We start from the raw sequence: 26120 nt of genomic DNA on the forward strand, positions 1-26120 counted from the left end.
CCCCCCCCCCCCCCCCCCCCCCCCCCCCCCCCCCCCCCCCCCCCCCCCCCCCATTCTGCGTCAGCCGAACACCCGCCGGAAGATCGTGTCGACGTGCTTGGTGTGGTACTCCATGTCGAACTTGGACTTGATCCCGTCGACGCCCAAAGCCGCCACCACATCCTTGTCGGCCAGCAGCTGTTCCTGGAAATCCACCCTGTCTTCCCAGACCTTGAGCGCGTTGCGCTGGACCATGACATAGGCGTCCTCGCGCGAGACACCGGCCTGGGTCAGCGCCAGCAGCACGCGCTGCGACATGACCAGCCCGGGGAATTTGTTCATGTTGTCGAGCATGTTCTGCGGGAAGACCAGCATCTTCTCCACGACACCCGCCAGCCGGTGCAGCGCGAAATCCAGCGTCACGGTGGCGTCGGGGCCGATGCCGCGCTCGACCGAGGAATGCGAGATGTCGCGCTCGTGCCAGAGCGCCACATTCTCCATCGCCGGGACGACGGTCATGCGCACCAGGCGCGCGAGGCCGGTGAGGTTCTCGGTCAGCACCGGGTTCTTCTTGTGCGGCATGGCCGACGAGCCCTTCTGGCCCATCGAGAAGAATTCCGCGCCTTCCAGCACTTCGGTGCGCTGCATGTGGCGGATTTCGATGGCGACGTTCTCGATCGAGGAGGCGATGACGCCCAGCGTGGCGAAGAACATCGCGTGGCGGTCGCGCGGGATCACCTGGGTCGAGATCGGTTCCGGCTTCAGGCCCATCTTGGCGCAGACATGCTCTTCCACCGCCGGGTCGATGTTGGCAAACGTCCCGACCGCGCCCGAGATGGCGCCGGTCGCCACTTCCTCCCGCGCCGCGCGCAGCCGGGCGAGGTTGCGGTCGAATTCGGCATAGAAGCGGGCGAAGGTCAGGCCCATGGTCGTGGGCTCGGCGTGGATCCCGTGCGAGCGGCCGACGCGCACGGTGTATTTATGCTCCATTGCCCGGGTCTTCAGCGCGGCCAGCACCCGCTGGACCCCGGCTTCCAGAAGATCCGCCGCGCGCACCAGCTGCACGTTGAGGCAGGTGTCCAGCACGTCGGACGAGGTCATGCCCTGATGCACGAAACGCGCCTCGTCGGAGCCGACATGCTCGGCCAGATGGGTCAGGAAGGCGATGACGTCATGCTTGGTGACGGCCTCGATCTCGTCGATGCGGGCCACGTCGAAATCGACGTTCTTGGCTTTCCAGACGGCCTCGGCGTTTTCCTTCGGGATCACCCCCAGGGCGGCCTGCGCGTCGCAGGCGTGCGCCTCGATCTCGTACCAGATCTTGAACTTGGTCTCGGGCGACCAGAGGGCGACCATCTCGGGGCGGGAATAGCGGGGGATCATCGGCAATCCTTCGGATCTGGCGGGGTTGGCGCCTGATAGACCCCGGGGCCGGGCCGTGCAAGCCTTGGCCGTTGCCCTTGGGGCAAGCATTGGCGGCAGGCGTTCAGCCTGCCGTCACGCCGCCATCGATGATGAGGCTGGCCCCGGTCACGAAATCCGAGGCCGAGGAGGCGAGGTAGAGCAGGCTGCCCTTGATCTCCGACGCCTCGGCCAGGCGTTTCATCGGCGTGTATTCGGCCATGCGGCGGGCGTCCTCTTCGCTCCGGGGGCGGCCCTTGGTGCGGAAGAAGCCCGGGCAGAGCGCATTCACCTGAATGCCGGATGTGGCGTATTCCAGCGCCAGTTCGCGGGTCAGGTTGACCACCGCGCCCTTGCTCGCGGCATAGGCCGGGCGCGGGAAGAGGCCCGCGGGCGCGACATGGCCCCACATCGAGGCGACGTTGACGATCTTGCCGCGGCCCTGCGGCACCATGGCGGACAGCGCCGCGCGGTTGGTGTGGAAAAGGCCGGTGAGGTTCACCTCCAGCGTCCGGCGCCAGTGGTCTTCGCTCATCTCATGCAGCCGGGCGCCGTTCGGGTCGGAGATCCCGGCATTGGCGACGCAGATGTCGAGCCCGCCGAACCGGGCGACGGCCTGCGCCACGGCGCTCTCGACCTGGGCGCGGTCGGTGACGTCGCCGGGCATCGCCAGCACCTGCATCCCGGCTGCGGTCATCTCCGCGGCGGTGGCGGCCAGATCCCAGGCCTCGCGGTCGAAGAGGACGACGCGGGCGCCGTTCTCGGCCAGTGCCTCGGCCATGGCGCGGCCGAGGCCCGCGGCGGCGCCGGTCACCAGCGCGGTCTTGCCCGCGACCGAGAAGATCGTGCTGATGGTCATGATCGGGTCCCTCAGGGCGTCAGGATGCGGGCGGCGAACCCGTCGAGCGAGGGCAGCACGATCTGCGCGCGGATCTCCTCGGGCTGGCTGGCGAAGCCCGCGGCATCGACGACGCCCGTGGTCACGCCGACGCAGAGCGCGCCTGCCTTGCGGCCCATGCGGATTTCGAGTTTCGGGTCGTCGCCGACGATGACCATCTCCTCGGGCCGGGCGCCTGTCAGGGCGCTGACGATCTCCAGACCCGCCGGTTCGGGCTTGCCGAAGACGGTGACGGGCACGCCCGTGGCATTGGTCAGCGCCGCGGCGATGGCGCCCGAGATGCCCAGAAGCCGCTTGCCGCCCGCCCCGGCGAAATAGGGCGCGACCGAGCCCGCGAAGGGCCTGGCGCCGTCCCAGACAGCCTGCACCACGGCTTCCACCTGTTCGGCGTTGAAATCCTTGCACCAGCCCAGAAGCACCGCGTCGACCTTGGGCGCGTGTTTCGTGGGGGCGATGACCTCGATGCCGGCTTCCTCGACCGGGACCGTGGTGCCCTCGGCCCCCATCACCATGATCCGGCTGTAGCCCATCGCCTTCAACGCGCGGGCTGCGACGGCGGCGGGGGTGAGGATATGGCCGGGGTCCAGCCTGAGCCCGGCCTCGGCCAGGATCGGGTAGTAATGCGCGGGCGGAAAGAAGGTGCCGTTGGTATAGGCCACGACCGGCAGGCCGCGCGCCCGGCACTCGGCCAGCGCCTCGACCGCGCCGGGGAGCGCGGTGTAGCGGCCGGTTTCCTTGTCCAGCATCGCCAGCGTGCCGTCGATGTCGAAGACCACGGCCTTGATGTTGTGCGGATGCATCAGCGCCCTCCGTTCAGTTCCAGTTTCAGGCCCGGCTTCTCGATCCGGATCGAGGTGAGGCCCTTGCGGGCGGTCAGTTCCTGCATCAGCGCCATCACCGGCCGGGTCTTCGGATCATAGCCACGCCGGGCGGGACCGGCGGCGCGCATGGCGTCGACCTGATCCGAGGGCATCACCGCGCGCAAGAGAAATTCCTCGTCGCTGTAGCCGCGACCGATGCGGGCGCGGAGGTCGTCGAGCGAGGCCATATGCGCCTCGTCCTCCAGTTCGCGGGCGCGTTTGGTGTCGCGGATCCGGGCCTCGACCGCGGCGTCCATCGGCATGGTGGGCTGGCCGAAGCGGCCCAGAACGTAGCGCGTGACCTCATCGGGGATGGTTTTGTAGCGCTCGCCCTGCATGACATTCATCAGGGCCATGGTGCCGACGACCTGCGAAAAGGGCGTGACCATGATCGGATAGCCGAGCTCGGCGCGGACCTGTTCGACCTCATCCAGCACCTTGGGCAGCAGGTCCAGCCGCCGGATCTCGGCCAGCTGGCGCTTCATGGTTCCCATCATACCGCCGGGCATCTGGTGGCGGAAATAGGCGCGGTCGAATTCGCCGGGCGCGCCGTGGACCAGCCCCTCGGCCTGCACCAGCGCCGCGATATAGGTGTCGTAGGCGGCGAGCGCCTCGTCATCCACATCGACGCTGAGGCCGAGGTCGCGCAGGTTCGACACGACCGCGCCGGTCCAGGGCTGGCCGGTGCCATTCGCCGCGCCCAAAGCCGAGGTGTGCAGCGTCGTGGCGCCCAGGGGTGCGGCCTCCAGATAGCTGAAGGGCGCGAGGCCGATGGTCGTGTGCGAGTGGAATTCGAGCGGCACGCTGCCCATCACCGCCTTCAGCGCCGGGATCAGGGTCCGGGCACGCTCGGGCGTGACCAGCCCGCCGGGGTCCTTCAGATAGAGCCGGTCGAACTGGCCCGAGGCGGTCAGCGTGCGTGCGGCTTCGGCGAAATGGGCGTCGTCGTGCAGCGGCGACAGGGTGAAGGTCAGCGCTGCGACAATCGCGCTGCCGCCCGCCCGGCGCGTGAGCCCCGCCATCCGCAGCATGGCGGGGGTGTTGTTCATCGGGTCCATGATGGCGAAACGGTCGATGCCGTTCTTCACCAGCAGGCGGAAGGCGAATTCCATCAGCTCGTCGGAGGCGATCTCCCACGAGATGAAGCGCATGCCGGTGGTCAGGAATTGCAGCGGCGTCGTCGGGCAGGCCTCGCGCATCAGGCGCAGGCGTTCCCAGGGGTCTTCCTTCTTGAAGCGCACCGCCACGCCCATATGGGTCGAGGCGAGGAAGTCGATGGCGTGGAAGCCCACCCGCTCCATCACCGGGGCGATCTGCAGCATCATCCCGGTGTGGAGCCCGGTCGCGCCCCAGTTCGATTGGTTGCCGTCCCTTAGCGTGGTGTCGACGATCTCGATGGTCATGAGCGGCCTCCCAGTGTCGGCAGCAGTGCGCCGAGGAAATTGGTGTCGACGCCGCCCGCGCGGAAGGCAGGGTCCGACAGGATCGCGCGGTGCAGGGGGGCGTTGGTGGTGACCCCCTCCAGCACGCAGACATCAAGGGCGGTCAGCATGCGGGCGATGGCCTCGTCGCGCGTCTCGCCCCAGGTGATCAGCTTCGCCACCATGGAATCGTAATAGGGCGGGATCATCGCCCCGGGCTGCATGTGCGTATCGACCCTGAGCCCCGGCACCGGCGGGAACCAGGCCTGTGTCACCCGCCCGGGCGAGGGCATGAAGTCGCGCGCCGGATCCTCGGCATTCAGGCGGCATTCGACGGCATGGCCGCTCAGGCGGATGTCGTCCTGGGTGAAGGGCAGGGGCCGGCCTTCGGCGATGGCGATCTGCAGCGCGATGAGGTCGAGGCCGGTGATCGCCTCGGTCACCGGATGTTCGACCTGCACGCGGGCGTTCATCTCCAGGAAGTAGAATTCGCCGCGGGGGACATCGACCAGGAATTCCACCGTCCCCAGCGAGCGGTAGCCGATGTGGCGGGCGTATCTGACGGCGGCCTCCAGCAGGCCCTGGCGCAGGGCGTCGGGCAGGTCGGGGGCGGGGGCCTCCTCGACCACTTTCTGATAGCGCCGCTGGACCGAGCAATCGCGCTCGCCCGCGTGCAGGACCGCGGTGCCGTCGCTGAGGATCTGAACCTCGACATGGCGGCCGACGGTGACGAAGCGTTCGAGATAGACGCGGGCATCGCCGAAGGCCGCTTCGGCCTCGGCCATGGCCAGATCCAGCTGGGCGGGCAGGGCGGCCGCGTCGTCCACGCGCTTCATGCCCTTGCCGCCGCCACCCGCCACCGCCTTGATCAGCAGGGGGAAGCCGATGGTCTCGGCCAGCGCGCTTGCGTCTTCAGGCGTCTCGACCGTGCCGCCCGGGACGACCGGCACGCCCGCCGCCAGAGCATGGGTGCGGGCGGTCAGCTTGTCGCCCACGGCGGACAGGTTGTCGGGGCTGGGGCCGATGAAGATCAGCCCTTCCTCGGCGCAGGCCTGCGCTAGGTCGCGGTTTTCCGACAGAAAACCATAGCCCGGATGGATCGCGTCGCAGCCGGTGCCCTTGGCGGCCTCGACGATCGTGCCGACCCGCAGGTAGCTTTCCTTGGACGGCGCCGGGCCCAGCACCACGGCGCGGGTGGCGAGGCGGGCGCCCAGCGAGTCGCGGTCGGCTTTCGACACGCCCAGCACCGTCTCGATGCCCAGCGCGCGGGCGGTGCGGATGATGCGCACGGCGATCTCGCCGCGGTTGGCGATGAAGAGGCGCTTGATTGTCGGCATGGGCTCAGGCCGGCTGGATGCGGATCAGCGTCTGGCCGTGTTCGACCAGCTCGCCGTTCGGCGCGGTGACTTCCAGCACCGTGCCGGCGATGCCTGCGGGGACCGAGTTCATCAGTTTCATCACCTCGATGATGCCGATGATCGTGTCGGCCTGCACCACGTCGCCGGGCTGCACGAAGGGGGCGGCCCCGGGGCGGGGGGCGTGCCAGAAGGTGCCGAGCAGCGGCGCCGGGATCTCGGACCCGCCGCCCGAGGCCACGACCGGGGCGGCGACGGCTTCGGCGGGCTTGGCCACCGGCGTGGGGACAGGGGCCGGAGCCGCTGCCGCTGCCGGGGCCGAGGCCCCGCGGCGGCGCAATTCCAGCTTCAGATCGCCCATTTCCAGTTTCAGTTCATCGAAATCCGAGCCGTCCACCAGCTTCAGGATCTCGTCGATATCGGCGCGCGTCAGCTCTGCCATGATGTCCTCCCGAGTTGGGGGGAGAGTGCCGTCGCTGGCCCCGCCCGGGCAATCCGGCACCGCGCGAGATTTCATCAGGTGAAACCTAAACCTGCGCCACCAGCTTCGCCCCGACCTCCGCCGCGGCCTCGGCCACCGGGCCGGAGAAGAGCGCCGCACCCTTCTCGCGGCCATGGACCCGGCGGGCCCAGGTGATGTTCAGCGTGCCCAGCACATGCTCGCCCGCGCGGATCGGCACGGCGAGCGACTCGCGCCCGTCGTCGATCTCGGCCCGTCCCCGGTCGAAATCGCCGCCGAAATCGGGGTCGCGCAGGCCATAGCCCTGCTGCCCCGTCTCGCCCAGCAGCCGCTCCAGATAGGCCGGGTCACGGGCACCCCGGTCGCCGGGATGGTCCGAGCGGCGCAGGCTGTCGAGGATCGCCTCGCGCACCGGGGACTCGCAGAAGGTCAGGAAGGCCCGCCCCGAGGCCGAGCGCAGCATGCTGACGCGAAAGCCCACCGGTCCCAACGGAATCTGGTCGAAATAGGCGCGGGACGCGTTGGTCTCGATCACTTCCATATGCGTGAGGCGGGGCACGGCCAGCACCGAGGGCCATTTGATCCGGGCCGACAATTGTTCGAGGATCGGCGAAGCAACCTCGACCAGCGCGAATTCGCGGTTCATGCGCCCGGCCAGTTCCACCAGCGAATAGCTGGGCAGATAGGCGTCGTCCGCCATCCGCTGCCAGACCATGCCCCCCTCGCGCAGCGTCCGGAGGATACGCAGAAGCGTGGCCTTGGGCAGCCCGGTCTCCCGGTGGAGGGCGTGCAGCGTGGCCGAACCCCGCGCTTGCAGCAACTGCAGCACCTCGAGCCCGCGGGCCAGCGCGCGGATGGATTTGACGGCGTCCGACATGCGGTCCCTTTGTCCTGCGGCGTGAGGCTAAGCGGGCGGCCGGGCGCAGGCAAGGGCTTGCCCCGGTCGCGGCGGCAGGGCAGCGTGCGGCCAACAGGGAGGGACGGATGGTCGAGCTTCACGAAGGGGGATGCGCCTGTGGCGCGGTGCGCTACCGGACACGGGGGATGCCCGAAAAGGCGGCGATCTGCCATTGCCGCTATTGCCAGCTGCGCACCGGTTCGGCCTTCGGCGTGTCGGTCTATTTCCGGGACGACGCGGTCGAGCTGCTGTCAGGCCAGCTGACCGACTACGTCTTCCGCACCGAATCCGACCGGGCCTTCTGCCAGCGCTTCTGCCCGGTCTGCGGCACCACGGTCTTCTGGATGCCCGAGGTCTTCCCGGGCCTGACCGGCGTCGCCGGGGGCACCTTTGACCCGCCGAGTTTCTGGTACGACATCCGGCGCGAGGTCTTCGCCCGGTCGCGGGCGGCGTTCGTGGCGCTGCCAGGGGTGACGGACAGCGCCGAGACTTCCAGCAGCCACCGGCCGGTGATCATTGAGCGGTCCTCGCTTGCCGGGGGCTGAGGCCGCGGTCAGGGGGCGGCCTGCAGGAGGCCGTTCTGCTCGACCAGCCGTCCGTCGCCCCGCGCGAGGTCGATCCCGGCAAGGAGCCGCAGGCGCAGCGTCTCGCCGGTCGCCTTGAACCCCAGGGCGCGGGCCAGTTCGGTGACCAGCTGGTCGGGCTCGGCGCCGAAATTCTGGCGGACCAGCAGCACGGCCCCGGCGGCGATCTCGTCCAGCGGCAGCATCTCGGGCTTGCGCAGGCTGGTCGATTGCACGGCGGCACGGTCGCGCAGATCGGGCAGGCGCCCCTCGACGGTCAGGAAATCGCCGTCGCGCCGGAGGCTGCCCTTGCGCAGCGCCAGATCGACCCCGGCGGCAACGGCGTCGCGGATGCGCCCGCCCGCCCGGGCCAGACCCCAGGCCTGGCGGATGCGGATCACCACCTCATCGAGGTGCACGGGCCCCTCGACGGTGACGATCTGTTCCGCCAGATCGGTCAGAATGCCGCGCGGTGCCTCGTGCAACTCACCCTGCACATGGGCGGGGCGCTGGACGCTGGCCTCGACATAGGGCCTGACGGCGCCCTCGGGCTCGGCGGTTTCCGCGCCGGTCGCGGGCTCGATGTCATAGAGCGTCCAGTCGCCGACGTCCTGCGTGGTGATGCGCAGCCCGGCACTGCCGGTGCCGGCCGGGCGGGCCTCGTCCTCGAGACGGGCGGCCTCGATGGCGGCGACGATGCGGTCCAGTTCCTGCTGCGGGCGCTGGAACCAGTCGGCGCTCCACAGGCGGTGGATGTGCCATCCGTGGCTTTCCAGCACCGATTGGCGCAGGCGGTCGCGGTCCCGGGCCGAGAGAGACTCGTGATAGGCCACGCCGTCGCATTCGATGCCGAGCAGGTATTTCCCCGGCCGTTCAGGGTCGGACACCGCAAGGTCGATGAAGAACCCGGCCAGACCGACCTGCCGGTGAACCCGGTAGCCCCGGGACTGCAGGGCATTGGCGACCTGTTCCTCGAACACGCTGTCATGGTCGCGGCCCGTGGCCTCGGCCATGGTCAGATGGCCGGTGCGGGCGAATTGCAGGAACAGGCGGAAGGCGAAGACGCCTTTGCGGGTCTGGGCGAAATCGGGCTCGATATCCTCGTCGGTCATCGAGGCGAAGACCTCGCAGCGCTGCTTGGCGCGGCTGATCAGCACGTTGAGCCGCCGCTCGCCCCCGTCCGAGCCAAGGGGGCCGAAGCGCATCGGCACCCGGCCGCCCGGGACGCTGGGACCGTAACCCACGGAAATGAAGATCACGTCGCGCTCGTCGCCCTGCACGTTTTCGAGGTTCTTGACGAAGAACGGCTCAGCGGCATGCGCGTGGAAGAAGCCTTCAGTCTCGGGCCGGGCACGGCGCAGGAGTTCCAGCTCGTCCAGGATCGCCCGGCGCTGCGCGACCGAGAAGGTGGCGACGCCCAGCGACAGCTCGGGCGTTTCGAGCGCATGGGCGATGATGGCCCGGGCGACGATCTTCGCCTCGACCATGTTGCAGCGCTTGCCGCCGGTGTCGAAGATCCCGTTCGGGATATGGTGGAAACGCAGGCCCATCCCGGCTTCGGCGGTATAGGGGCTGGGCACGACGAAGAGCTTGTTTTCATAGAATTGCCGATTGCTGACAGCGATCAGCGACTGGTGGCGGGACCGGTAATGCCAGCGCAGCATGGCCATGGGCAGGCCCCGCGCGGTGAAAAGGCCGAGGATGCTTTCAATGTCGCTGACGCTGGCGCCGTCATCGTCGTCATCGCTGCCGCCGCTGGTCAGGCGCGAGAAGAAGGCGGTGGGCGGCAGCTGGCGCGGATCGCCGACCACCACCACCTGCCGGGCGCGGGCCACAGCGCCCAGCGCATCGACCGGCTGGATCTGGCTGGCCTCGTCCATCACCAGAAGGTCGAAGTCGATCAGCCCGGCGGGCAGGAATTGCGCCACCGACAGGGGGCTCATCATGAACACGGGCTTCAGCGCCTGCAACGCGGGCGCGGCGCGTTCGATCAGCTTGCGGATCGGCATGTGGCCGCGCTTTTTCTGCAGCTCGTTGCGCAGCGTGCCGAGGGGGCCGATGGCGCTGCCCTCGCGCGGGGGGACGCGGCTGTAATGCGCCTTGACCGTCTCATCGGCCGAGACGCGGATGCGGCGCTGGTCGAGATCGGCGAATTCCGCAACCTTGCGGGAATGGAGCGAGCCGTCGAAGCGCCCGAGTTCCGGCTCGCGCCGGATCAGCGCATCGTGCAGCGCCTCGTAATAGGCCATCTCGAAGGCGGGGATGACGCGGGCGGGCGAGAGGCCGCCGTCGGTCAGGCGGTCGACGAGTTGGGCGCAGCCCAGGGCGCGGCCCCGCTCGGCCCGGTCGCGATAGGCGGTCCAGCGGAACAGGCTTTCACCGCCCCGGCTCCAGTCCTGCAGGGTGCCGGTCAGGCGATGCGACAGCACGCTGTCCAGCGGGGCGCCGAAGCGGGCAGCGAGATCGAGGTCGAGGTCGGCGGCAATCGCCCCGGTGTCCGAGACGAGGCCGGGCCAGCGGCTTTCGATGCTGTCGGCCAGCGTGTCAAGCCGGTCGCGGTCGGCGATGGCTGCGGCGAGGGGCAGGATATCGGCATTGGCCCGAACCCAGTTGCCCGCCGCGCGCAGGCGGGGCCAGTCCGAGGCCTCGCCCTGCCAGAGGGCGCCGAAACCGGCGGCGGCAAGGGCATCGGCCCCGGCGATCTGTTGCGCGGCGATCCGGCCTTCGTCGAGCGTCGCCAGCCGCTCCAGCCGCTCGCCCAGGGTCGGCGGTGGCGGGGTCAGCAGCGCCCGGGTCGCGGCCTCGCTGGCGGTCAGGGCGGCGGCGAGGCGGGCGCGTTCGGGCGCGGTCATGTCGGGCGCGGCGGGGCCCAGCAGCGCGCCTAGGCGGCGGTCGAGCTCGCGCAGGCGGGGCGCGGCGGCGAGGCGCGGCAGCAGGCGGGCAAGCGCCGCAGGATCGGGCTCGCGGGCGATGATCCGGCGCACGAGGCGCCCGTTCTGGCCGAGGCCCTGCGCCCAGGTGACGGCCGCCGACAGCGTGGCAAGGTCCGAACGTTCGCCGCGCCAGGGGGCGCCGAAAGCCTCGCGCCCCAGGGAATCGTCGCGCTGCACCTCGGCCCGGGCGGCGCGGCCCTTTTGCAGCTGGTCGAGCTGGGCGAGCGTCTGGGTCAGCGGTTGATCGGGCTGGCAGAGATAGGTGCGCACCAGCCGGTTGGCCCGCCGCCACTCGCCGCTGAGAAAGCGGAAGAGGCCGGAGCCATGCGAGGCCAGCGTCGCGCGGCTCGGGCCGAGATCGGCCTCCCAGGCGGATTCGGTGAGCTTGCCGTCGAGCGCCGCTTTCGCGCTGTGCAGCCGGTCGAGGGCCGCGACCAGATCGGCGGGGGCGCCGGGCAGGTCGTCCCAGACCGGAGCGGCGAGGGCCTGCGCGGCAAGAGGCGGGGCGGCGACGACGGCCGTGGCGGCCTCGGTGAGCGTCGCGAGCGCGTCCACAGTCCGGGGCGCGTCTTCGCCCAGCAGCGCGGCGAGGCTCAGCCCGGCGTCGAGCGCGTCGGGCAGGGCGTCGGCCAGCTCGGCGATGGCGGCGAAATCCGCGGCATTGGTGGCGGCGGGCAGGGCGGAAAGGGTCTGGTGATCCGGCCCGGTCCCGACCTGCCAGGCCTCGGCGGTGACGCGGCCCGCAAGGTTTTCCCGGGCCGCGGCAAGCCTTTCGCCCGCCGCGACGATCTCCAGCATCTGCGCGGGATCGTCGTGCCAGGCCGGGGTCGCGAGCGCTGCGGGCGACAGCGGGGCGGCGGTGATGCGCCGCGCGGTCGCGATCAGCGGGTCGGCGGCGGCGCGGGTTTCGGGCGGGGCGGTGCCGAGGAGGGCGGCGAGCCCCGCCGCGGCCTCGTCCAGCGCGGCGCTTTCGGCAGCGGCGGCGCCCAGCCGTTTGGCGAGGCGCTCGCCCTCCATCGGCGTGATGCCGGTGATCCGTACTCCGTGCCACAGATGCGCGGCGGGGGTGCCGATCTCCTCGACCCGCTCGGCCAGTTCCCGCAGCACCGCATGCCGCTCGGCAAAGGCCTCGGCCGTCCAGCTTTCGGGCGCGTCGAGGGCGATGTCGTTCGGCTCCTCGCCCGCGGCGCGCAGGCGCACCAGCTGGCCCTGCACCTGATAGGGCGTGAGCCCCGAGGGCTGGTGCACCGCATGCATGCGCGCGGCATGGCCGTTCAGCTCTTCGCGCAGATCACCCAGCCGGGCGTTGAGCGAGCCGATATCGCCGGTGCGCGGCGCGCCATTCTCCCAGGTGCGGCGGATTTCCTCGAGCACCGCCTTCTTGTTGGCCTTGTGGCTGTGGAGTTCCAGACAGGCCGCGCCGACGCCGCTGGCGTCAAGGCGGCGCTTCACCACCTCCAGCGCCGCCATCTTCTCGGCCACGAACAGCACGGTCCGGCCATCGGCGATGGCGGCGGCGATCAGATTGGCGATGGTCTGGCTCTTGCCGGTGCCGGGCGGGCCCTGGATCACCAGATTGCGCCCGCGCCGGACCTCGTGCACCGCCAGGCTCTGCGAGCTGTCGCTGTCGAGGATGTGGTGCAGGTCGGCGGGGGCGATGATCGGATCGATGGAGATATTGTCGGGATAAAGCGCCTCGCCCGCCTCGAACCCGTCGGCAAGGAGGCTCTTCAGCAGCGGCCTGTCGGTGATCGAGGCCCCCTCCGGCCAATTGGCCGGGTCGAGGTCGCGATACATCATGAATTTCGCGAAGGAGAAGAAGCCGAGCAGGATGACATCGGGCTCGACGCCCCAGCCTTCCTTGCCCTCGATGGCCTGGGCCACGATGTCGAAATAGGCCTTGGGGTCGAAGCCTTCGGTGTCGATCTCGGGCAGGCGGATGCCGTGCAGCCGGTCGAGGAAGGTCTCGAGCGAGAGGTTGGTCGCGAAATCCTCGGGCCGGGCGCGCAGGCGGAAGCGCTCGCCGGCCGAGCCGCGCTCAAGCGAGACGGGCAGCAGCAGGAGGGGCGCGCGGCGGATGTTCTTCTTATCGGTGGGATCGACCCAGCGCAGCGCGCCGAGCGTCAGGTAAAGCACGTTGACGCCCTGTTCATCCTCCAGCGTCTTGGCGTCGTAATAGAGGTCGAGCAGCCGCTTTTGCAGGCCTTCGGGGGTGAAGCGGGTCTGGAACTTGGTGTCCGAATGGCGCCCGGCGATGCCGCGTTCGTCCAGCGCGTCATCCTCGGGCAGGGCAAGTTCCTGGATGATGTCGCTCTCTTCCTCGGGATCGTCGCCCTCGATCGGCGGATCGTCGGGCGAGGCCGCCTTGCGCGACGGCGTGCCGGGCAGAAAGGTGAAGGCCTTCGATTCGGTGATCAGCAGGCGGAAGATCTCGGCGCTGATCTCGTCCACCACCTCGATCGTCTTCGCGGCCTTGCCCGATTTGGGCATGTTGAGCAGCCGGTTGCGGGCCGAGAGGTCCAGAAGCTCGGTGCGCGCGCGGTCCAGCTTGTCGGCCACGCCACCGGGTCCGGAATAGACCGAGGCATCGCCCGCCGTGAGGAAATCGTCCATACTCGCACCTCGTGCCGTCACCGTGAATTGCCCGGACCTTGGCACGGCGCCTGCGCTTCGGGCAACGACGAAAACACGCGCCGCGGCGTGATTTTGCTGGCCGTTCAAGGTTCTGCCGGGGCAGGGAGTGCGGGCTGGGGTGGGCGTGATCCGCACGACGGTCCCGGCCGGATCGCGACAATTTCGCCCGGGGGGCCACGCGGCGGTCAGAAAGCGATTTGCCGCCCCGCCGACTTGGCGTATCGAACCCCCAGCCGAGCCGGACCGCCCCCTGGCGGCAGCAAGGAGCCTGCGCCCCGTGTCACGACCCTTCCTTTCCGCGCTGAAGCGCTATGGCCCGATCCTGCTGGCCGGCGCCCTCTTCGCGATGGGGATCTATGCGCTGGTGCATCTGCTGCGCCCGGTCCACCCCGGCGACATCATGGCGCAGGTCCGGGCGATGCCCGTCTCGTCGCTGGCGCTGGCCTTCGGGGCGACGGCCGCCGCCTATGCGGCGCTGGTCTGCTACGACTGGTTCGGGCTGCGCTTCATCCGGCGGGAGCTGCCGGGCGGCGTGGTGGCGCTGGGGGGCTTCCTGGCCTTCGCCTTCGGCAATACCATCGGGGTCAGCGCCATTTCGGGCGGCGCGGTGCGCTACCGGCTCTATTCGGCGGTGGGCCTGAGCGCGATGGAGGTGGCGGCGGTCTCGGCCTATGTCGCCATGGCGCTCGGCACCGGCCTGACGCTGGTGGGCCTGGGGGCGCTGGCCATCCATCCCCATGCCATCGCCGGCTATCTGCCCTACGGGACGGGGACCATCCGGCTGATCGCCGCGGCGGCGCTGGTCGGCACGCTGGCGGTGATCCTGACCGTCTCGATCCGGCAGAGCAACCTGCACCTGTTCCGCGTGACCATGCACATGCCGCCGCCGCGCGACCTGCTGGGGCAGGCGGTGGTCACGCTGATCGACATCGCCGCGGCGTCCTTTGCGCTGTGGATCCTGCTGCCCGCGGGCAAGCCCGATTTCGCCACCTTCCTCGCCGTCTATTCCGCCGCCATCATGATCGGCGTGCTCAGCCATGTGCCCGGCGGCGTCGGCGTCTTCGAGACCGTGGTGCTGGGCGTCATGCCCGCCGCCGTCCCGGTGAGCGAGGCGGCGGCGGCGCTGCTTCTCTTCCGGCTGATCTATTACCTTGTGCCCTTCGCGCTGGGGTTCCTGGTCGTGGCATTGACCGAGGCCCGGGCCATCAGCCGCTTCGCCCGCCGCCTGCTGCCCCGCGCGCCCGAGCCGATGCAGCCGGTGCTGGCGGCGCTGCACGGGCTGGCGCCGTCGCTGGTGGCGGCGGTGGCCTGCGGCTATGGCATCTATCTGGGCCTGATCTCGCTGGTGCCGGGGATGCGCAGCGACGCGCTTGCCGGGGGCGATCTGGCGGCGATGATCCTGATCGAGGGCGGCGCGCTGGCCTCGGCGCTGGCCGGTGTCGGGCTGGTGGCGCTGTCCTTCGGGCTGGTGCGGCGCCTGCGCAGCGCCTTCGTCGCCACGCTTCTCCTGATGCTGGCCGGGGCGGGGATCGCGCTGGCCGATCGCGTCGATCTGGAGAATGCCGCGTTCCTCGGTCTCGGCGTGCTGCTGCTTTTGCCGTTCCGCGGCGCGTTCGACCAGCCGGTGCGGGTGGGGCGGGATACGCCCCCGGGTCAGACCGGACCCGGCGCTTGAACGCGGCGGGGGGCGGGTTAGCTTGCCCCGGGACCAAGACAGGAGCCCGCCATGCAGATCATTCGCGCCGGAACCACCCCCTCGGCCGAGGGCAATGCCGCCTATTTCACCGGCCACGTGCGGCTCGACCCGCTGATCGCCTCGGAACTGACCGGGCGGATCAGCTCGGCCGCGGTGACCTTCGAGCCGGGCGCGCGCACCGCCTGGCACAGCCACCCCGCCGGGCAGATGCTGATCGTGACGCAGGGCGTCGGTCGGGTGCAGCGCGAGGGCGGCCCGGTCGAGGCGATCCGGCCGGGCGACGTGGTCTGGTTCGCCCCGGGCGAAAAGCACTGGCACGGCGCGGCGCCGGGGAACGGCATGACCCATATCGCCGTGCATGAAGTGGTGAATGGCTCGGCCGTGACCTGGATGGAGCCGGTGTCCGAGGCCGAATACACCACCGAGCCCGCAACCGGGGGCTGAACGGCGCCCGGGCTATGGTTAATTCCGCGGCACTGGCGCGGGATCCGGGGCCGTTTCGGGACCATCCCCGACCGGAGGGCTTGACCGGCTCGGCGCTGCGGCGCAGCATTGCGTCAGCAGCAACGGATGGGAGCCCCGCCATGGGCCATGAACTCTCCGCCATCGTCGCGCGCGGGCCGGGCAAGGTGGCGGCCGCGCGGCGGCTGGGGCTGACGCTGGTCGAGGCGGGTGCCTTCGTCATCGTGCCGCTGGAGGCGGAGGAGGACGGGGCGCAAGGCCCGGATTACCGCCGCCTCTCGGACCTGCTGGCCGATTGCCCCCTGACCCTGCGCATCGCGGCGGAACTGGGCTTCGACCGGTTCGCGCTGATCCAGAGCTCGTCTTCCGGCGGGCAGGGGTCGCAACGGGCGACGGTCTATCACGGGCTGGAACGGACCATGCCCGCGCGCGAGGGGATGGCGGCGATCAACGACGCGCTGGAGCGGATCGGCGTGCTGCCGGACGCGGGCCGCGACGCTTTCGAGACCATCGGGCTGGGCGGCATGCGCCATGCCGACCTGTTCCACGACGGCGGCAGCGCGGTGGCGGGCTGACGGGTCGGGGTAGGATGGGCAATATTGCCCATCCTACGGCAACGGGGGCCTGCTTGGAGGGACGGCGATCAGACGCCGGGGAGGCCCGTCACGCGCTTCAGAAAGGTCCGGTCCTCGCGCAGGATGAACCGTTCGCGTTGCGCGAAGAGGTAATTCTCGCGGCCCAGCGGATCTTCGGACAGACGGGCGCGATAGGCCTCGTAGGCGGCAAGGCTCTCGATGGTGTAGAGGCCATAGGCCTGCGTGGCGGAGCCCTCATGCGGGGCGAAATAGCCGATGAGATCGGCGCCCGCCCGCGGGATCGCCGCGTTCCAGTTGCGGGCATATTCCTCGAAGGCGGTCTTGCGGGTCGGGTCGATCTGGTAGCGGATGATGCAGGTCAGCATGGGATTTCCTTTCATGACCCGGGCTTCATAGCCGCTTGTTGGCTGCGAATGCTTCGGCTAGCATCGAAGTATGAAAGACGGACCTGACATTGCCCGCCTCGCCGCGCTGATCGGCGACCCCGCCCGGGCCAACATGCTGAGCGCGCTGATGGCGGGCAAGGCGCTGACGGCGAGCGAACTGGCCGCCGAGGCCGGGATCGCCGCGCCCACCGCCAGTTCGCATCTGGCGCGGCTCGAGGCCGGGGGCCTGATCCGCCAGCGCCGCCAGGGGCGGCACAAATACGTGACGCTGGCGGGCGACGAGGTGGCGCGCGTGCTGGAGGGGCTGATGGGGCTGGCCGCCGGCACCGGCCATCTGCGCACCCGCCCCGGGCCGCGCGATGCGGCGCTGCGGAAGGCCCGGGTCTGCTACAACCATCTGGCGGGCGATCTGGGCACACGGCTGTACGACAGCCTCGCCGCCCGCGCCCTGATCCGGGCCGAGGGCGATACTGTCAGCCTGACCCCCGAGGGTGCGGCGGCGATGGCGGCGTTCGGCATCGACGTGGCAGGGCTGTCGCGGGGCCGGGCGCCGCTGTGCCGCGCCTGCCTCGACTGGTCCGAACGGCGCACGCATCTGGCGGGCTCGCTGGGCCGGGCGCTGCTGGCGCGGATCGAGGAGTTGGGCTGGGTGACGCGGCAGGGCGACTCCCGGATCGTGCGCTTCACGCCCCCGGGCGAGGCGGCATTCCGGCGCGATCTGGCGCCGCTGTGAAAAAACCCCGGACCATGGCGTGGCCCGGGGCAGGAGTGACGCGATGGCGACGGCTTATTCGGCGGTGATGACCTGCATCACCAGATTGCCGTCCATGCGATAGGGGCCGTCCTCGGTGGCGCCCAGCGTGTATTCGAAGACGCCGGTCATGGTGCCGCCTTCCTCGCCATGGACCATGAGCATCAGCATGTCGCCGGGGGCGACCGCCTCGGTCAGGATGGCGGCGACGTCGGCGGTTTCGCCTTCGCGGATCGGCGCATAGCCGACCACCGGGCCGGGGCGCATCTCGGCATCGGTGCGGTGGACGACCAGCCAGCCATTGGCGGGCGCGACGACCCGGCTGGCGCTGACGATGCCATTGGCGACGCTCTGGTTCGAGGCCTCGACCATCGGCGACATATGCGCCCCGTGGCTTTCAGCCAGCGCGGGGGCGGCGATGAGGGCGAGGGCGGCGGCAAGGCGGATGGAACGGGTCATGGGACCTCCTGTTGGTGGGGTATGGGGGAAGATACGAGTGCCCTTAGGGCGAAGTTTCACCCCGGCAGAGATTTTCTTTTCCTGACACGGCAGCGCTTGCCGGAGGGGCGGCGGGCTCTACCCTCCGACCAGGGCGCGTTCCGGCGTCCATGGGAGGGTCGGATGCGCTTACTGGGTGTCGCGTTGCTGCTGATGCTGGCCTTGCCGGTGCGGGCTTTCACCTTCACCGCCATCGACGGCGCGACCTATGACCTTGACGATTGGCGCGGGCAGCCGGTGCTGGTGGTCAACACCGCGTCACTGTGCGGGTTCACGCCGCAATACGCCGATCTTCAGGCGCTCCATGACCGCTATGCCGCGCGCGGGCTGGTGGTGCTGGCCGTGCCGTCGGACGATTTCCGGCAGGAACTGGACGATGACGCCGCCGTCGCGCAATATTGCCGGGTCGAGCTGGGCGTCGAGGTGCCGCTGACCCGCATCACCCCGGTCCGGGGCCCCGAGGCGCATCCCTTCTACCGCTGGCTGGCCGAGCAACACGGGGTCGAACCGACGTGGAATTTCAACAAGGCGCTGATCGGGCCGGAGGGCGAGTTTCTGGGCTTCTGGGGCTCGACCACCCGGCCGACCAGCGCGCGGATCACCGATCTGATCGAACCCCTGCTGCCGCGCTGAGCGCCCCGCGCTTCATCGGCTCCGAGATCTACCGGGCCAGCCCCTTCGGCCCCCGGCACCCGCTGGCGATCCCGCGGGTCTCGACCGTGACGGATCTGGCGCGGGCGCTGGGTTGGTTGCCGGGCGGCGCCTATGTCACCTCGCCCCGGGCCCGGCCCGCGGCGTTGACCAGTTTTCACACCCCCGAGTATGTCGCGGCGCTGCTGGCCGCCGAGGCCGAGGGCGCGGTGTCGGACGCGGTGCGCGAGCGGCACGGGCTTGGCACGCTCGCGAACCCGGTCCACGGCCTGATGTTCCGCCGCCCGGCGACCAGCGCCGGGGGCGCGCTGCTGGCGGCCGAGATGGTGCGCGCGGGCGGCGTGGTCATGGTGCCGGGCGCGGGCACGCATCACGCCTTCGCCGACCGGGCGGGCGGGTTTTGCTATCTCAACGATCCGGTGCTGGCGCTTTTGCACCTCAGGCGGCTGGGGCTGCGGCGGCTGGCCTATGTCGATATCGACGCGCATCATTGCGACGGCGTGGCAGCGGCCTTTGAGGGGGATCGCGAGGTCCTTCTGATCTCGGGCCATGAGGAGGACCGCTGGCCCCGGACCGGCGCCCTCGGCGACGAGGGTGGCGGCACGCATCTGAACCTGCCGGTGCCGCGGGGCTTCAACGATACCGAGATGGCGGCGGTCCGCGACCGGGTGATCCTGCCCGCGCTGGAGGCTTTCGCGCCCGAGGCAGTGATCGTGCAATGCGGCGCCGATGCGGTCGAGGAAGACCCGCTGTCGCGGCTGGCGCTGTCCAACAACGCGCATGTGGCGGCGGTTCTGGCAATCCGGGCGCAGACCGACCGGCTCATCGTGACGGCCGGCGGCGGCTACAATCCCTGGTCGGTGGCGCGGTGCTGGACCCGGGTCTGGGGCGCGCTGACCGGTCAGGAGGCACCGGAGCGGCTGGAGGGCGCGGCGCGGGCGGTGCTGGAGGGGCTGGTCTGGCCGGGGCGATCGGCGGGGCGCAACCCGCCTGCGGCCTGGTCACAGACACTGGCCGATCCCCCGCGCGAAGGGCCGATCCGCGCCGAGGTGGCGGCGCGGATCGCGGTGTTGCGGGACCGTCTGCCGGGATTGCGGCAGCGGGTCTGGGGCTAAGGGGTGGGGTGAAACCCCACCTTTAGGGGCCCGGCGCCTCAGAAATGCGCGGTGAACATGGCCGCGACGGAGTTGAGGAGCGAGACGGCGAGCAGGATCGCAAAGATCGCCCGGCTGGTTGTCTTGAACATGGAAACCTCTTGGAAGGGGAAACTGGCGCTGCTCCGGCGGGCGCGAATACGCCCATCCGGCGCCCTGGGCGCGGAGCGGAGCAGGCCGGGTGAGAGAGGGCTGGCGGGCAGGGGCATATGGCCCCCGCCGCGCCTCAGCCCGGGTGCACGATCATCGTGGCCACGGCATAGGCCATGAAGGCCAGCATCAGGATGATGAAGACCGTGAGAGTCGGGTATTTGAACATGATGTCCTCGCAAGGGTGATGATGGGATCACGGGTTTGCGGGACGGAATGCGGGGGCGCGCGGGGCTGGGCGGGCCGGTGAAGCGGCCGCGGCCCGGGGGCCTTGGGATGCGGGGAGGGGCCGCGGCGGCGCGCCGTCTGCGGCGCCTGCAGCCGCAGCGGCGGCGGGGCAAGGGCGGCAAGCGGCGGCGGCAGCGGCTGGGGGTGCTGGGGTTCGGGCGTCGGCGCGAAGGCGGTGACCGGCGGCAAGATCGCCCCGTCGACCGGCGCCAGGGGGCTCCGGCCCGGCGCCGAGAGCATCAGCACCAGAAGCAGAAGGGGGACAAGACGCATGATCTGCGCCATCATCGGGAAACCCCGCGCGAGTCGAACGCTGCCACCCAGCGACATTTCCGCGCATTCCGCAAGGGGTCACTTGTGCCGATCACGGAGCCCTGAGCCGATGCCGCATCAGAACCGCGTCGATCCGCTGGGAGACCTGCACGCGACCCCCGAACGCGGCGCCTGGTTCGGCAATCGCGGCTGCATGCATGATGCCGGGGGCGTGATCCGGCGCCATCATCAGGGCACGCGCTGGCTCTGCTGCGTGACCGACTTTCCGCCGCGCAAACGGACGCTTCTGGTGCCGGGGCGCTACACCGAGCTGTTCTTTCTGGACGAGGCCACCGCCTATGCCGCGGGCCACCGGCCCTGCGCCGAGTGCCGCCGCCCGGCGTTCAGGGCCTTCGAGGCTTTGTGGCAAAAGCATTTCGGCGAGACCGGTGTCGCCGCCATCGACCGGCGCCTGCAGGCCGCGCGCTGGCAGGAGGGCGCGCGGCGGCTGGTGCCGGTGCGCGCGGGGGACGTGCCGCCCGGGGCCATGGTGCAGGCGGGCGGCGAGATCCTGCTGCGGGGCGGCGAGGGCTGGTGGCGCTGGTCGTTTCAGGGCTATGCGCCGGCGGCCGAACCGGGCCCCGACCTGCGGCTGATCACGCCCGAACCGGTCGCCGAACTGATGTGGCGCGGGCTGGCGGTGCAGCGCCATCGCAGCGCTGAATGATTGCTTTGTTCACTACTATCTGATTTGGTCCGGCGGTGACCCGGGAGGATTGACCATGACCGAAACGCCCCGCCTCGATTGGGAGGAATTCACCCGCCTCGGCGCCGAGATCGCCGAATGGGGCGCGGCCTATCACCGCTCGCTGCCCGACCGGCCGGTGCGCGCGCCGCTGACCCCGGGCGCCGTCGCCGCGCGCTTTCCCAAGGCGCCGCCGGAGCAGGGGCAGGGGCTGGAGGGCGTGTTGGCCGAGCTGGACGAAAAGGTCGTGCCCGGCCTGACCCATTGGCAACACCCGCGGTTCTTTGCCTATTTCCCGGCCAATGCCACGCCCGCCTCGATGCTGGCTGATTTCGCCGCCTCGATCCTGGCGCAGCAATGCATGCTCTGGCAGACCTCGCCCGCCGGGACCGAGGTCGAGACGCTGATGCTGGACTGGCTGCGGCAGGGGCTGGGTCTGCCCGAGGGGTTCCACGGGGTGATCCAGGACAGCGCGTCGTCGGCGACGCTGGCCGCCGTGCTGGTGATGCGCGAACGCGCGCTGGACTGGGCGGGGAACCGGCAGGGCCTGCCGGGACAGCAGCGGCTCAGGATCTATGCCTCGGACGAGGTTCATACCTCGGTCGACCGGGCGATCTGGGTGGCGGGGATCGGCGCCGAGAATCTGGTGCGGATCCCGACGCAGGGGCCGCTGCGCGCCATGGATCCGGCGGCGCTGAAGGCGCAGATCGCCGCCGACCGCGCGGCGGGATACCTGCCCGCCGGCGTCGTGGCCTGCATCGGCGGCACCGGCACCGGCGCCTGCGACAGGCTGACCGAGGTGCTGGCCGTGGCCCGGGACGAGGGGCTCTACTCCCATGTCGATGCCGCCTGGGCGGGGGCTGCGATGATCTGCCCCGAGTTCCGCAGCCTGTGGGAGGGGATCGAGGCGGCGGATTCGCTGGTGCTGAATCCGCATAAATGGATGGGCGTGCAGTTCGATTTCTCGGCCCATTACCTGAAGGACCCCGAGCCGCTGGTGAAGACCCTCGCCATCCAGCCCGAATATCTGAAGACCCATGGCAAGGATGGGTTCATCAATTATTCCGAATGGTCGGTGCCGCTGGGCCGGCGCTTCCGGGCGCTGAAACTCTGGTTCGTGCTGCGCGCTTATGGGCTGGAAGGCCTGCGCGCGGTGATCCGCGATCACACCCGCTGGTCGCAGGCCCTGGCCGAGACCCTGCGCGCCGATCCGCGGTTCGAGATCGTCACCGAGCCGGTGCTGTCGCTCTTCACCTTTGCGCTGAAAGGGGCCGATGACGCGGCGATGATCGACTACGTGAACCGGGTGAACGAGGACGGCCGCATCTATGTCACGCAGGGCCGCACCCAGGGCCGGATCGTCGTCCGCTTCTCGGTCGGCAGTTTCGCCTGCACCGAGGCGGATCTGCAGCTGGCCGGGCAGGTGCTGAAACAGATGGCGGGCTGAAAGGGGCTTCCCTTTGCAAAAAGTGTAGCCTAGGCTACGGATTCATGAACACGCTGCATGAACCGCATATCGCCTGCCATGTCGAGGATCTGACCGTCAGCTATCGCGAGCGGCCGGTGCTGTGGGACATCGACCTCGATATCCCGCCCGGGGTGATGGCGGCGGTGGTCGGGCCGAATGGCGCCGGAAAATCCACGCTGATCAAGGCGATCCTCGGGCTGGTGCCGCCGGTCGCGGGCCATGTCCGGGTCTTCGGCCAGCCGGTCGCCCAGGCAAGGCGCCGCATCGCCTATGTGCCGCAGCGCCAGTCGGTCGACTGGGATTTCCCGGCGACGGTGCGCGACGTGGTGCTGATGGGGCTTTACGGCAAGCTGGGCTGGCTGCGCCGCCCGGGCCGGGCCGAGAAGGCCAAGGCCCAGGCAGCGCTGGAACAGGTCGGCATGCAGGATTACGCCGCGCGCCCGATCAGCCAGCTGTCGGGCGGCCAGCAGCAGCGGGTCTTCATCGCCCGGGCGCTGGTGCAGGAGGCGGACCTCTTGTTTCTGGACGAACCGATGGCGGGTGTCGATGCGGTAACCGAAGCCGCCATCGTCTCGCTGCTGAAGGCGCAGCGCGACGCCGGGCGCACGGTGGTCGTGGTCCATCACGATCTGCAGACCGTGGCGCGCTATTTCGACTGGCTGGTGATGCTGAATCAGCGGATCATCGCCCAGGGCCCGGTGGCCGAGGTCTATACGGAAGACAATCTGCGCGCCGCTTACGGCGGGCAACTGGCGCTGATCGGCACGCTGAGGCTGTCGGACGATGCTTAGCCCGACGCTGATCACGGTGGCGCTGGCGGCGGCGATGATCGGCGCGCTGGCCGGGGTGCTGGGCTCGTTCCTGGTGCTGCGGGGGCAGAGCCTGCTGGGCGACGTGATCGCCCATGCCTCGCTGCCCGGCGTGGTGGCGGCCTTCCTGATCTCCGGCGGGCGCGGGTTCTTCGCGATTCTTGCCGGGGCGCTGATCGCGGGCGCGCTGGCCGGGCTCTCAGTCCAGGCGCTGCGGCGCGGGGCGGGGGTCAAGCCCGATGCGGCGCTGGGGGTGGTGCTGAGCCTTTTCTTCGCGGCGGGCGTCGTGTTGCTGACGCTGGCGCAGACCCGGGGCGGCTCGGCGGGCCTGACCGTGTTCCTCTTCGGGCAGGCGGCCTCGGTCCTGCGGGCGGACCTTCTGCCGATGGCGCTGGTCGGCGGCGGGGTACTGGTCGTGCTGGCGCTCTTCTGGAAGGAATTCCAGTTCCTGGCCTTCGACCCCGAGGGTGCCCGCGCCCAGGGCCTGCCGGTGGCGCGGCTGGAGGTCCTGCTCACGCTCCTTATCGCCGTGACCATCGTGCTGGGGCTGACGCTGGCCGGGGTGGTGCTGATGGTGGCCTTGCTGATCGCCCCCGCCGTCGCCGCCCGGCAATGGGTGCGGGGTCTGGCGCCGATGGTCTGGCTGGCGGCGCTTTTCGGCGCATTGGCCGGGACCGGGGGGGCGGTGATCTCGGCCATCGGGCAGGGAGTGGCGACCGGGCCGGTCATGGTGCTGGCCGCCGTGGCTCTGGCGGCGCTGTCCCTGCTGCTGGCCCCCGAACGCGGGATCCTCGCCCGCCGGACCCGACAGGCGCAGGCGCGGAAATCCCTGCGCGGCCGGCAGGTTCTGGCGGCGCTGGGGGGGCTGGAATCGGATCACGCCAACCCGGGCTATGCGGGCGATCAGGCGATGCTCGACGCCTATCTCGGCACCGATGCCGGGCCGGTTCTGGCCCGGCTGCAGCGCGAGGGCTATGTCCGCCCCGCCTCGCTGCCGCCCGAACCCGGCGCCCGCCGCTGGGAGCTGACCGAGGCCGGACGCCAGCGGCTGGAGGCCCCCGATGCTTGACGCGGTGGCGCTGATGATCCTGGGTACCGGGGCGCTGGTGGCGATCTCGGGCGCGCTTCTGGGCACCTTCCTGGTGCTTCGGGGCGAGTCGATGTCGGGCGACGCGATCAGCCATGCCATCGTGCTGGGCATCGTGCTGGCCTGGATGCTGACCGGAGCGCGGGCCGGGGTGCTGCCGGTCGCGGGGGCGGTGCTGGCGGGCGTCGGCGCGGTCTTCGGCGCGCAGGCGCTGGCGCGCAGCAAGCTGCTGGGTCAGGATGCGGCGACCGGGATCGTCTTTCCGGCGATGTTCGCGCTGGGGGTGCTGCTGATCAACCTCAACGCCCGCAACCTGCATCTGGATATCGACACGGTGCTGCTGGGCGAGATCGGCTTCGTCTGGCTGAACACGGTGACGATTGCCGGGATCGACTGGCCGGTGGCGGGGGTGACGCTGGCGGCGGTGGGGGCGGTGAACGTGGCGGTGGTGGCGCTGTTCTGGAAGGAATGGAAGATCGCCGCCTTCGATCCGGGCCTGGCCTCGGCCCTGGGGTTGAAGCCGGGCGCCATGGGATTCCTGCTGCTCGCGCTGACCGCGGCGACGGCTGTCGCGGCCTTCGACGCCGTGGGCGTGGTGCTGTTCCTGGCCTTCCTGATCGTGCCGGCGGTGACCGGGCGCCTGGTCGCGGCCTCGGTCGGCGGCATGCTTTCGGTGGCGCTGCTGTCGGGGCTGGCGGCGGTGGGGATCGGCTATGCGGCGGCGTTCCGGGCGGACGTGTCGCTCGGCGGCGGCATGGCGCTGGCCACCGGGCTGGGGCTGCTGCTGGCGCTGGTGGCCTCGCCCCGGTCGGGCGTGGTGGCGGCCTGGGTCCGGCGCCGGGCCCTGCGCGAAGAGGGGCTGGTCGCGGTGCTGATCGCCCATCTCTCTGCGCATGAAGGGACGGCGGAGGAAGCCGAGGAATCCGGCCCCGCCGCGCTGGTCGGGCATCTGGGCTGGCGCCCGGCCCACGCACAGGCGGTGGTCGCCGCCGCCCTCGACCGCGGGGTGATCCGGCGCGAGGGCGAGCGGCTGTCGCTCACCGAAGCCGGCCGAGCGCTGGCCCGCGCCGAAGTCCGCCGCAACGACCGCCGCCGGGCGTTGGCGGATTAGCAGCGGACGGGGTGACAGGGGAGCGATTGTGCCGCCGCCCGAGACCGGGGGGAAGCGGGGGGCCAGCCCCCCGCACCTCCCGCTCAAGGGGGTTTTCCACCCCCTTGAGAAACCCCCGAGGATATTTAGAGAACAAAGATCAAGATCAGGGCTCTCTTAACCTTCATCTTTGTTCCTCAAATATCCTCGGGGGGTGAATTGGCCGCAGGCCAAAAGGGGGGCAGACTGCCCCCCTTCTTCGGCGCCGCGGAACGCGGCGGCGCTGGTCGCCCAAGGCGCTCGTGCCGAAGGCGCGGGCAACGAGGGCGAAACCCCTCCGCCTTTCAGCACCCCGCGGGTTCGGGGTGCCGACCGCTTCCAGCCTCGTCTTGAGTGAGTGCATCACAGGTATCGGATCGACGCTGCGCGGGAGGCTCGCAGTCACCAACACCACCCGCTTCACCACCGCCGGAGATTGGGCTCCCGGTGACCGGGGTGCCAAGGCTGACCGCCAGGTCGTGCACCGTCTTGGTTATCCGCCGCAGCGGGTCGTCGCATTTCGCCCGGACCGGTTCCTCCGTCGGAAAGAGGTTGGAATGCAGGGTGCCCTCACCGACAGGGTTGAAGCAACTGACCCGCCTGCCGCCTGCCGCCTGCCGCCTGACACCGCGGTGCCGCGCCTGCGCGGGGCATGA

At 70.4% G+C, this 26120-nt stretch carries 22 protein-coding genes; 12 read left to right on the top strand and 10 right to left on the bottom strand.

The genetic code is table 11. The features are described from left to right. Positions 1–60 precede the first annotated feature (60 nt). The 7 genes from purB to VDQ18_RS10790 form a co-directional block, all read right to left on the bottom strand. A complete protein-coding gene (purB, locus tag VDQ18_RS10760; protein ID WP_323020940.1) occupies positions 61–1362 on the bottom strand; it encodes an adenylosuccinate lyase in 1302 nt (433 codons plus the stop codon). A 103-nt stretch (positions 1363–1465) separates the two neighbouring features. After that, positions 1466–2239 carry a glucose 1-dehydrogenase gene (locus VDQ18_RS10765; RefSeq protein WP_323020941.1) on the bottom strand — a complete coding sequence of 258 codons (774 nt, stop codon included), beginning with the start codon at positions 2237–2239 and terminating at the stop codon, positions 1466–1468. An 11-nt stretch (positions 2240–2250) separates the two neighbouring features. Next, complete coding sequence (locus VDQ18_RS10770; RefSeq protein ID WP_323020942.1) at positions 2251–3078, bottom strand: HAD-IIA family hydrolase; 828 nt, start codon at positions 3076–3078, stop codon at positions 2251–2253. Next, complete coding sequence (locus VDQ18_RS10775; RefSeq protein WP_323020943.1) at positions 3078–4541, bottom strand: hypothetical protein; 1464 nt, start codon at positions 4539–4541, stop codon at positions 3078–3080. Before VDQ18_RS10775 ends, VDQ18_RS10770 begins: the two co-directional genes overlap by 1 nt. Continuing rightward, entirely contained in the window at positions 4538–5896 is a 1359-nt protein-coding gene (locus VDQ18_RS10780) for an acetyl-CoA carboxylase biotin carboxylase subunit (RefSeq protein ID WP_323020944.1), read from the bottom strand. The genes VDQ18_RS10775 and VDQ18_RS10780 overlap by 4 nt, the downstream gene beginning before the upstream one ends. Before the next feature lie 4 nt (positions 5897–5900). Further along, positions 5901–6356, bottom strand: a complete 456-nt coding sequence (gene accB, locus VDQ18_RS10785; RefSeq protein ID WP_323020945.1) for an acetyl-CoA carboxylase biotin carboxyl carrier protein — start codon at positions 6354–6356, stop codon at positions 5901–5903. An 85-nt stretch (positions 6357–6441) separates the two neighbouring features. Next, on the bottom strand, positions 6442–7251 hold the full coding sequence (locus VDQ18_RS10790) for a helix-turn-helix domain-containing protein (RefSeq protein ID WP_323020946.1): 810 nt from the start codon (positions 7249–7251) through the stop codon (positions 6442–6444). Between the two features lie 107 nt (positions 7252–7358). On the opposite strand from VDQ18_RS10790, the gene VDQ18_RS10795 reads away from it, so the two are divergent. Continuing rightward, a complete protein-coding gene (locus VDQ18_RS10795; RefSeq protein WP_323020947.1) occupies positions 7359–7817 on the top strand; it encodes a GFA family protein in 459 nt (152 codons plus the stop codon). A gap of 8 nt (positions 7818–7825) precedes the next feature. Here VDQ18_RS10795 and VDQ18_RS10800 read toward each other — a convergent pair whose 3' ends face one another. Beyond that, positions 7826–13381, bottom strand: coding sequence for a DUF3320 domain-containing protein (locus VDQ18_RS10800; protein WP_323020948.1), 5556 nt, complete (start codon positions 13379–13381; stop codon positions 7826–7828). 298 nt (positions 13382–13679) lie between these two features. Between VDQ18_RS10800 and VDQ18_RS10805 the strand changes: the two genes are divergently transcribed. The 3 genes from VDQ18_RS10805 to VDQ18_RS10815 all read left to right on the top strand — a co-directional run bounded on the left by VDQ18_RS10805 (position 13680) and on the right by VDQ18_RS10815 (position 16135). Further along, on the top strand, positions 13680–15077 hold the full coding sequence (locus VDQ18_RS10805; RefSeq protein WP_323020949.1) for a lysylphosphatidylglycerol synthase domain-containing protein: 1398 nt from the start codon (positions 13680–13682) through the stop codon (positions 15075–15077). Positions 15078–15128: 51 nt separating this feature from the next. Further along, a complete protein-coding gene (locus VDQ18_RS10810) occupies positions 15129–15542 on the top strand; it encodes a cupin domain-containing protein (RefSeq protein WP_323020950.1) in 414 nt (137 codons plus the stop codon). A 140-nt stretch (positions 15543–15682) separates the two neighbouring features. Next, positions 15683–16135 carry a hypothetical protein gene (locus VDQ18_RS10815; protein WP_323020951.1) on the top strand — a complete coding sequence of 151 codons (453 nt, stop codon included), beginning with the start codon at positions 15683–15685 and terminating at the stop codon, positions 16133–16135. A gap of 68 nt (positions 16136–16203) precedes the next feature. Here VDQ18_RS10815 and VDQ18_RS10820 read toward each other — a convergent pair whose 3' ends face one another. Beyond that, the gene (locus tag VDQ18_RS10820) at positions 16204–16521 is read right to left on the bottom strand and encodes an NIPSNAP family protein (protein ID WP_323020952.1); all 318 of its coding nucleotides are present in this window, start codon (positions 16519–16521) and stop codon (positions 16204–16206) included. 70 nt (positions 16522–16591) lie between these two features. On the opposite strand from VDQ18_RS10820, the gene VDQ18_RS10825 reads away from it, so the two are divergent. After that, on the top strand, positions 16592–17275 hold the full coding sequence (locus VDQ18_RS10825; protein ID WP_323020953.1) for a helix-turn-helix domain-containing protein: 684 nt from the start codon (positions 16592–16594) through the stop codon (positions 17273–17275). A 54-nt stretch (positions 17276–17329) separates the two neighbouring features. Here VDQ18_RS10825 and VDQ18_RS10830 read toward each other — a convergent pair whose 3' ends face one another. After that, complete coding sequence (locus tag VDQ18_RS10830; RefSeq protein WP_323020954.1) at positions 17330–17752, bottom strand: hypothetical protein; 423 nt, start codon at positions 17750–17752, stop codon at positions 17330–17332. 162 nt (positions 17753–17914) lie between these two features. On the opposite strand from VDQ18_RS10830, the gene VDQ18_RS10835 reads away from it, so the two are divergent. From VDQ18_RS10835 to VDQ18_RS10865, 7 genes are all read left to right on the top strand, one after another. Further along, complete coding sequence (locus VDQ18_RS10835) at positions 17915–18424, top strand: glutathione peroxidase (RefSeq protein ID WP_323020955.1); 510 nt, start codon at positions 17915–17917, stop codon at positions 18422–18424. After that, entirely contained in the window at positions 18421–19557 is a 1137-nt protein-coding gene (locus VDQ18_RS10840; protein ID WP_323020973.1) for an acetoin utilization protein AcuC, read from the top strand. Before VDQ18_RS10835 ends, VDQ18_RS10840 begins: the two co-directional genes overlap by 4 nt. A 799-nt stretch (positions 19558–20356) precedes the next feature. Further along, complete coding sequence (locus VDQ18_RS10845; protein ID WP_323020956.1) at positions 20357–20953, top strand: hypothetical protein; 597 nt, start codon at positions 20357–20359, stop codon at positions 20951–20953. A 55-nt stretch (positions 20954–21008) separates the two neighbouring features. Then, positions 21009–22418, top strand: coding sequence for a pyridoxal phosphate-dependent decarboxylase family protein (locus VDQ18_RS10850; RefSeq protein ID WP_323020957.1), 1410 nt, complete (start codon positions 21009–21011; stop codon positions 22416–22418). 44 nt (positions 22419–22462) lie between these two features. Continuing rightward, complete coding sequence (locus VDQ18_RS10855) at positions 22463–23230, top strand: metal ABC transporter ATP-binding protein (protein ID WP_323020958.1); 768 nt, start codon at positions 22463–22465, stop codon at positions 23228–23230. Further along, positions 23223–24317, top strand: a complete 1095-nt coding sequence (locus VDQ18_RS10860; protein WP_323020959.1) for an iron chelate uptake ABC transporter family permease subunit — start codon at positions 23223–23225, stop codon at positions 24315–24317. The genes VDQ18_RS10855 and VDQ18_RS10860 overlap by 8 nt, the downstream gene beginning before the upstream one ends. Beyond that, positions 24310–25446, top strand: a complete 1137-nt coding sequence (locus VDQ18_RS10865; RefSeq protein WP_323020960.1) for a metal ABC transporter permease — start codon at positions 24310–24312, stop codon at positions 25444–25446. The genes VDQ18_RS10860 and VDQ18_RS10865 overlap by 8 nt, the downstream gene beginning before the upstream one ends. Positions 25447–26120: the final 674 nt, after the last annotated feature.

The sequence above is a fragment of the Pararhodobacter sp. genome (genome assembly GCF_034676075.1).
In the GTDB taxonomy this organism is placed as follows: domain Bacteria; phylum Pseudomonadota; class Alphaproteobacteria; order Rhodobacterales; family Rhodobacteraceae; genus Pararhodobacter.

Coding starts and splice junctions, on each gene's coding strand:
- purB (WP_323020940.1), bottom strand. CDS start 1,362: ATGATCCCCCGCTATTCCCGCCCCGAGATGGTCGCCCTCTGGTCGCCC.
- VDQ18_RS10765 (WP_323020941.1), bottom strand. CDS start 2,239: ATGACCATCAGCACGATCTTCTCGGTCGCGGGCAAGACCGCGCTGGTG.
- VDQ18_RS10770 (WP_323020942.1), bottom strand. CDS start 3,078: ATGCATCCGCACAACATCAAGGCCGTGGTCTTCGACATCGACGGCACG.
- VDQ18_RS10775 (WP_323020943.1), bottom strand. CDS start 4,541: ATGACCATCGAGATCGTCGACACCACGCTAAGGGACGGCAACCAATCG.
- VDQ18_RS10780 (WP_323020944.1), bottom strand. CDS start 5,896: ATGCCGACAATCAAGCGCCTCTTCATCGCCAACCGCGGCGAGATCGCC.
- accB (WP_323020945.1), bottom strand. CDS start 6,356: ATGGCAGAGCTGACGCGCGCCGATATCGACGAGATCCTGAAGCTGGTG.
- VDQ18_RS10790 (WP_323020946.1), bottom strand. CDS start 7,251: ATGTCGGACGCCGTCAAATCCATCCGCGCGCTGGCCCGCGGGCTCGAG.
- VDQ18_RS10795 (WP_323020947.1), top strand. CDS start 7,359: ATGGTCGAGCTTCACGAAGGGGGATGCGCCTGTGGCGCGGTGCGCTAC.
- VDQ18_RS10800 (WP_323020948.1), bottom strand. CDS start 13,381: ATGGACGATTTCCTCACGGCGGGCGATGCCTCGGTCTATTCCGGACCC.
- VDQ18_RS10810 (WP_323020950.1), top strand. CDS start 15,129: ATGCAGATCATTCGCGCCGGAACCACCCCCTCGGCCGAGGGCAATGCC.
- VDQ18_RS10815 (WP_323020951.1), top strand. CDS start 15,683: ATGGGCCATGAACTCTCCGCCATCGTCGCGCGCGGGCCGGGCAAGGTG.
- VDQ18_RS10820 (WP_323020952.1), bottom strand. CDS start 16,521: ATGCTGACCTGCATCATCCGCTACCAGATCGACCCGACCCGCAAGACC.
- VDQ18_RS10825 (WP_323020953.1), top strand. CDS start 16,592: ATGAAAGACGGACCTGACATTGCCCGCCTCGCCGCGCTGATCGGCGAC.
- VDQ18_RS10830 (WP_323020954.1), bottom strand. CDS start 17,752: ATGACCCGTTCCATCCGCCTTGCCGCCGCCCTCGCCCTCATCGCCGCC.
- VDQ18_RS10835 (WP_323020955.1), top strand. CDS start 17,915: ATGCGCTTACTGGGTGTCGCGTTGCTGCTGATGCTGGCCTTGCCGGTG.
- VDQ18_RS10845 (WP_323020956.1), top strand. CDS start 20,357: ATGCCGCATCAGAACCGCGTCGATCCGCTGGGAGACCTGCACGCGACC.
- VDQ18_RS10850 (WP_323020957.1), top strand. CDS start 21,009: ATGACCGAAACGCCCCGCCTCGATTGGGAGGAATTCACCCGCCTCGGC.
- VDQ18_RS10855 (WP_323020958.1), top strand. CDS start 22,463: ATGAACACGCTGCATGAACCGCATATCGCCTGCCATGTCGAGGATCTG.
- VDQ18_RS10860 (WP_323020959.1), top strand. CDS start 23,223: ATGCTTAGCCCGACGCTGATCACGGTGGCGCTGGCGGCGGCGATGATC.
- VDQ18_RS10865 (WP_323020960.1), top strand. CDS start 24,310: ATGCTTGACGCGGTGGCGCTGATGATCCTGGGTACCGGGGCGCTGGTG.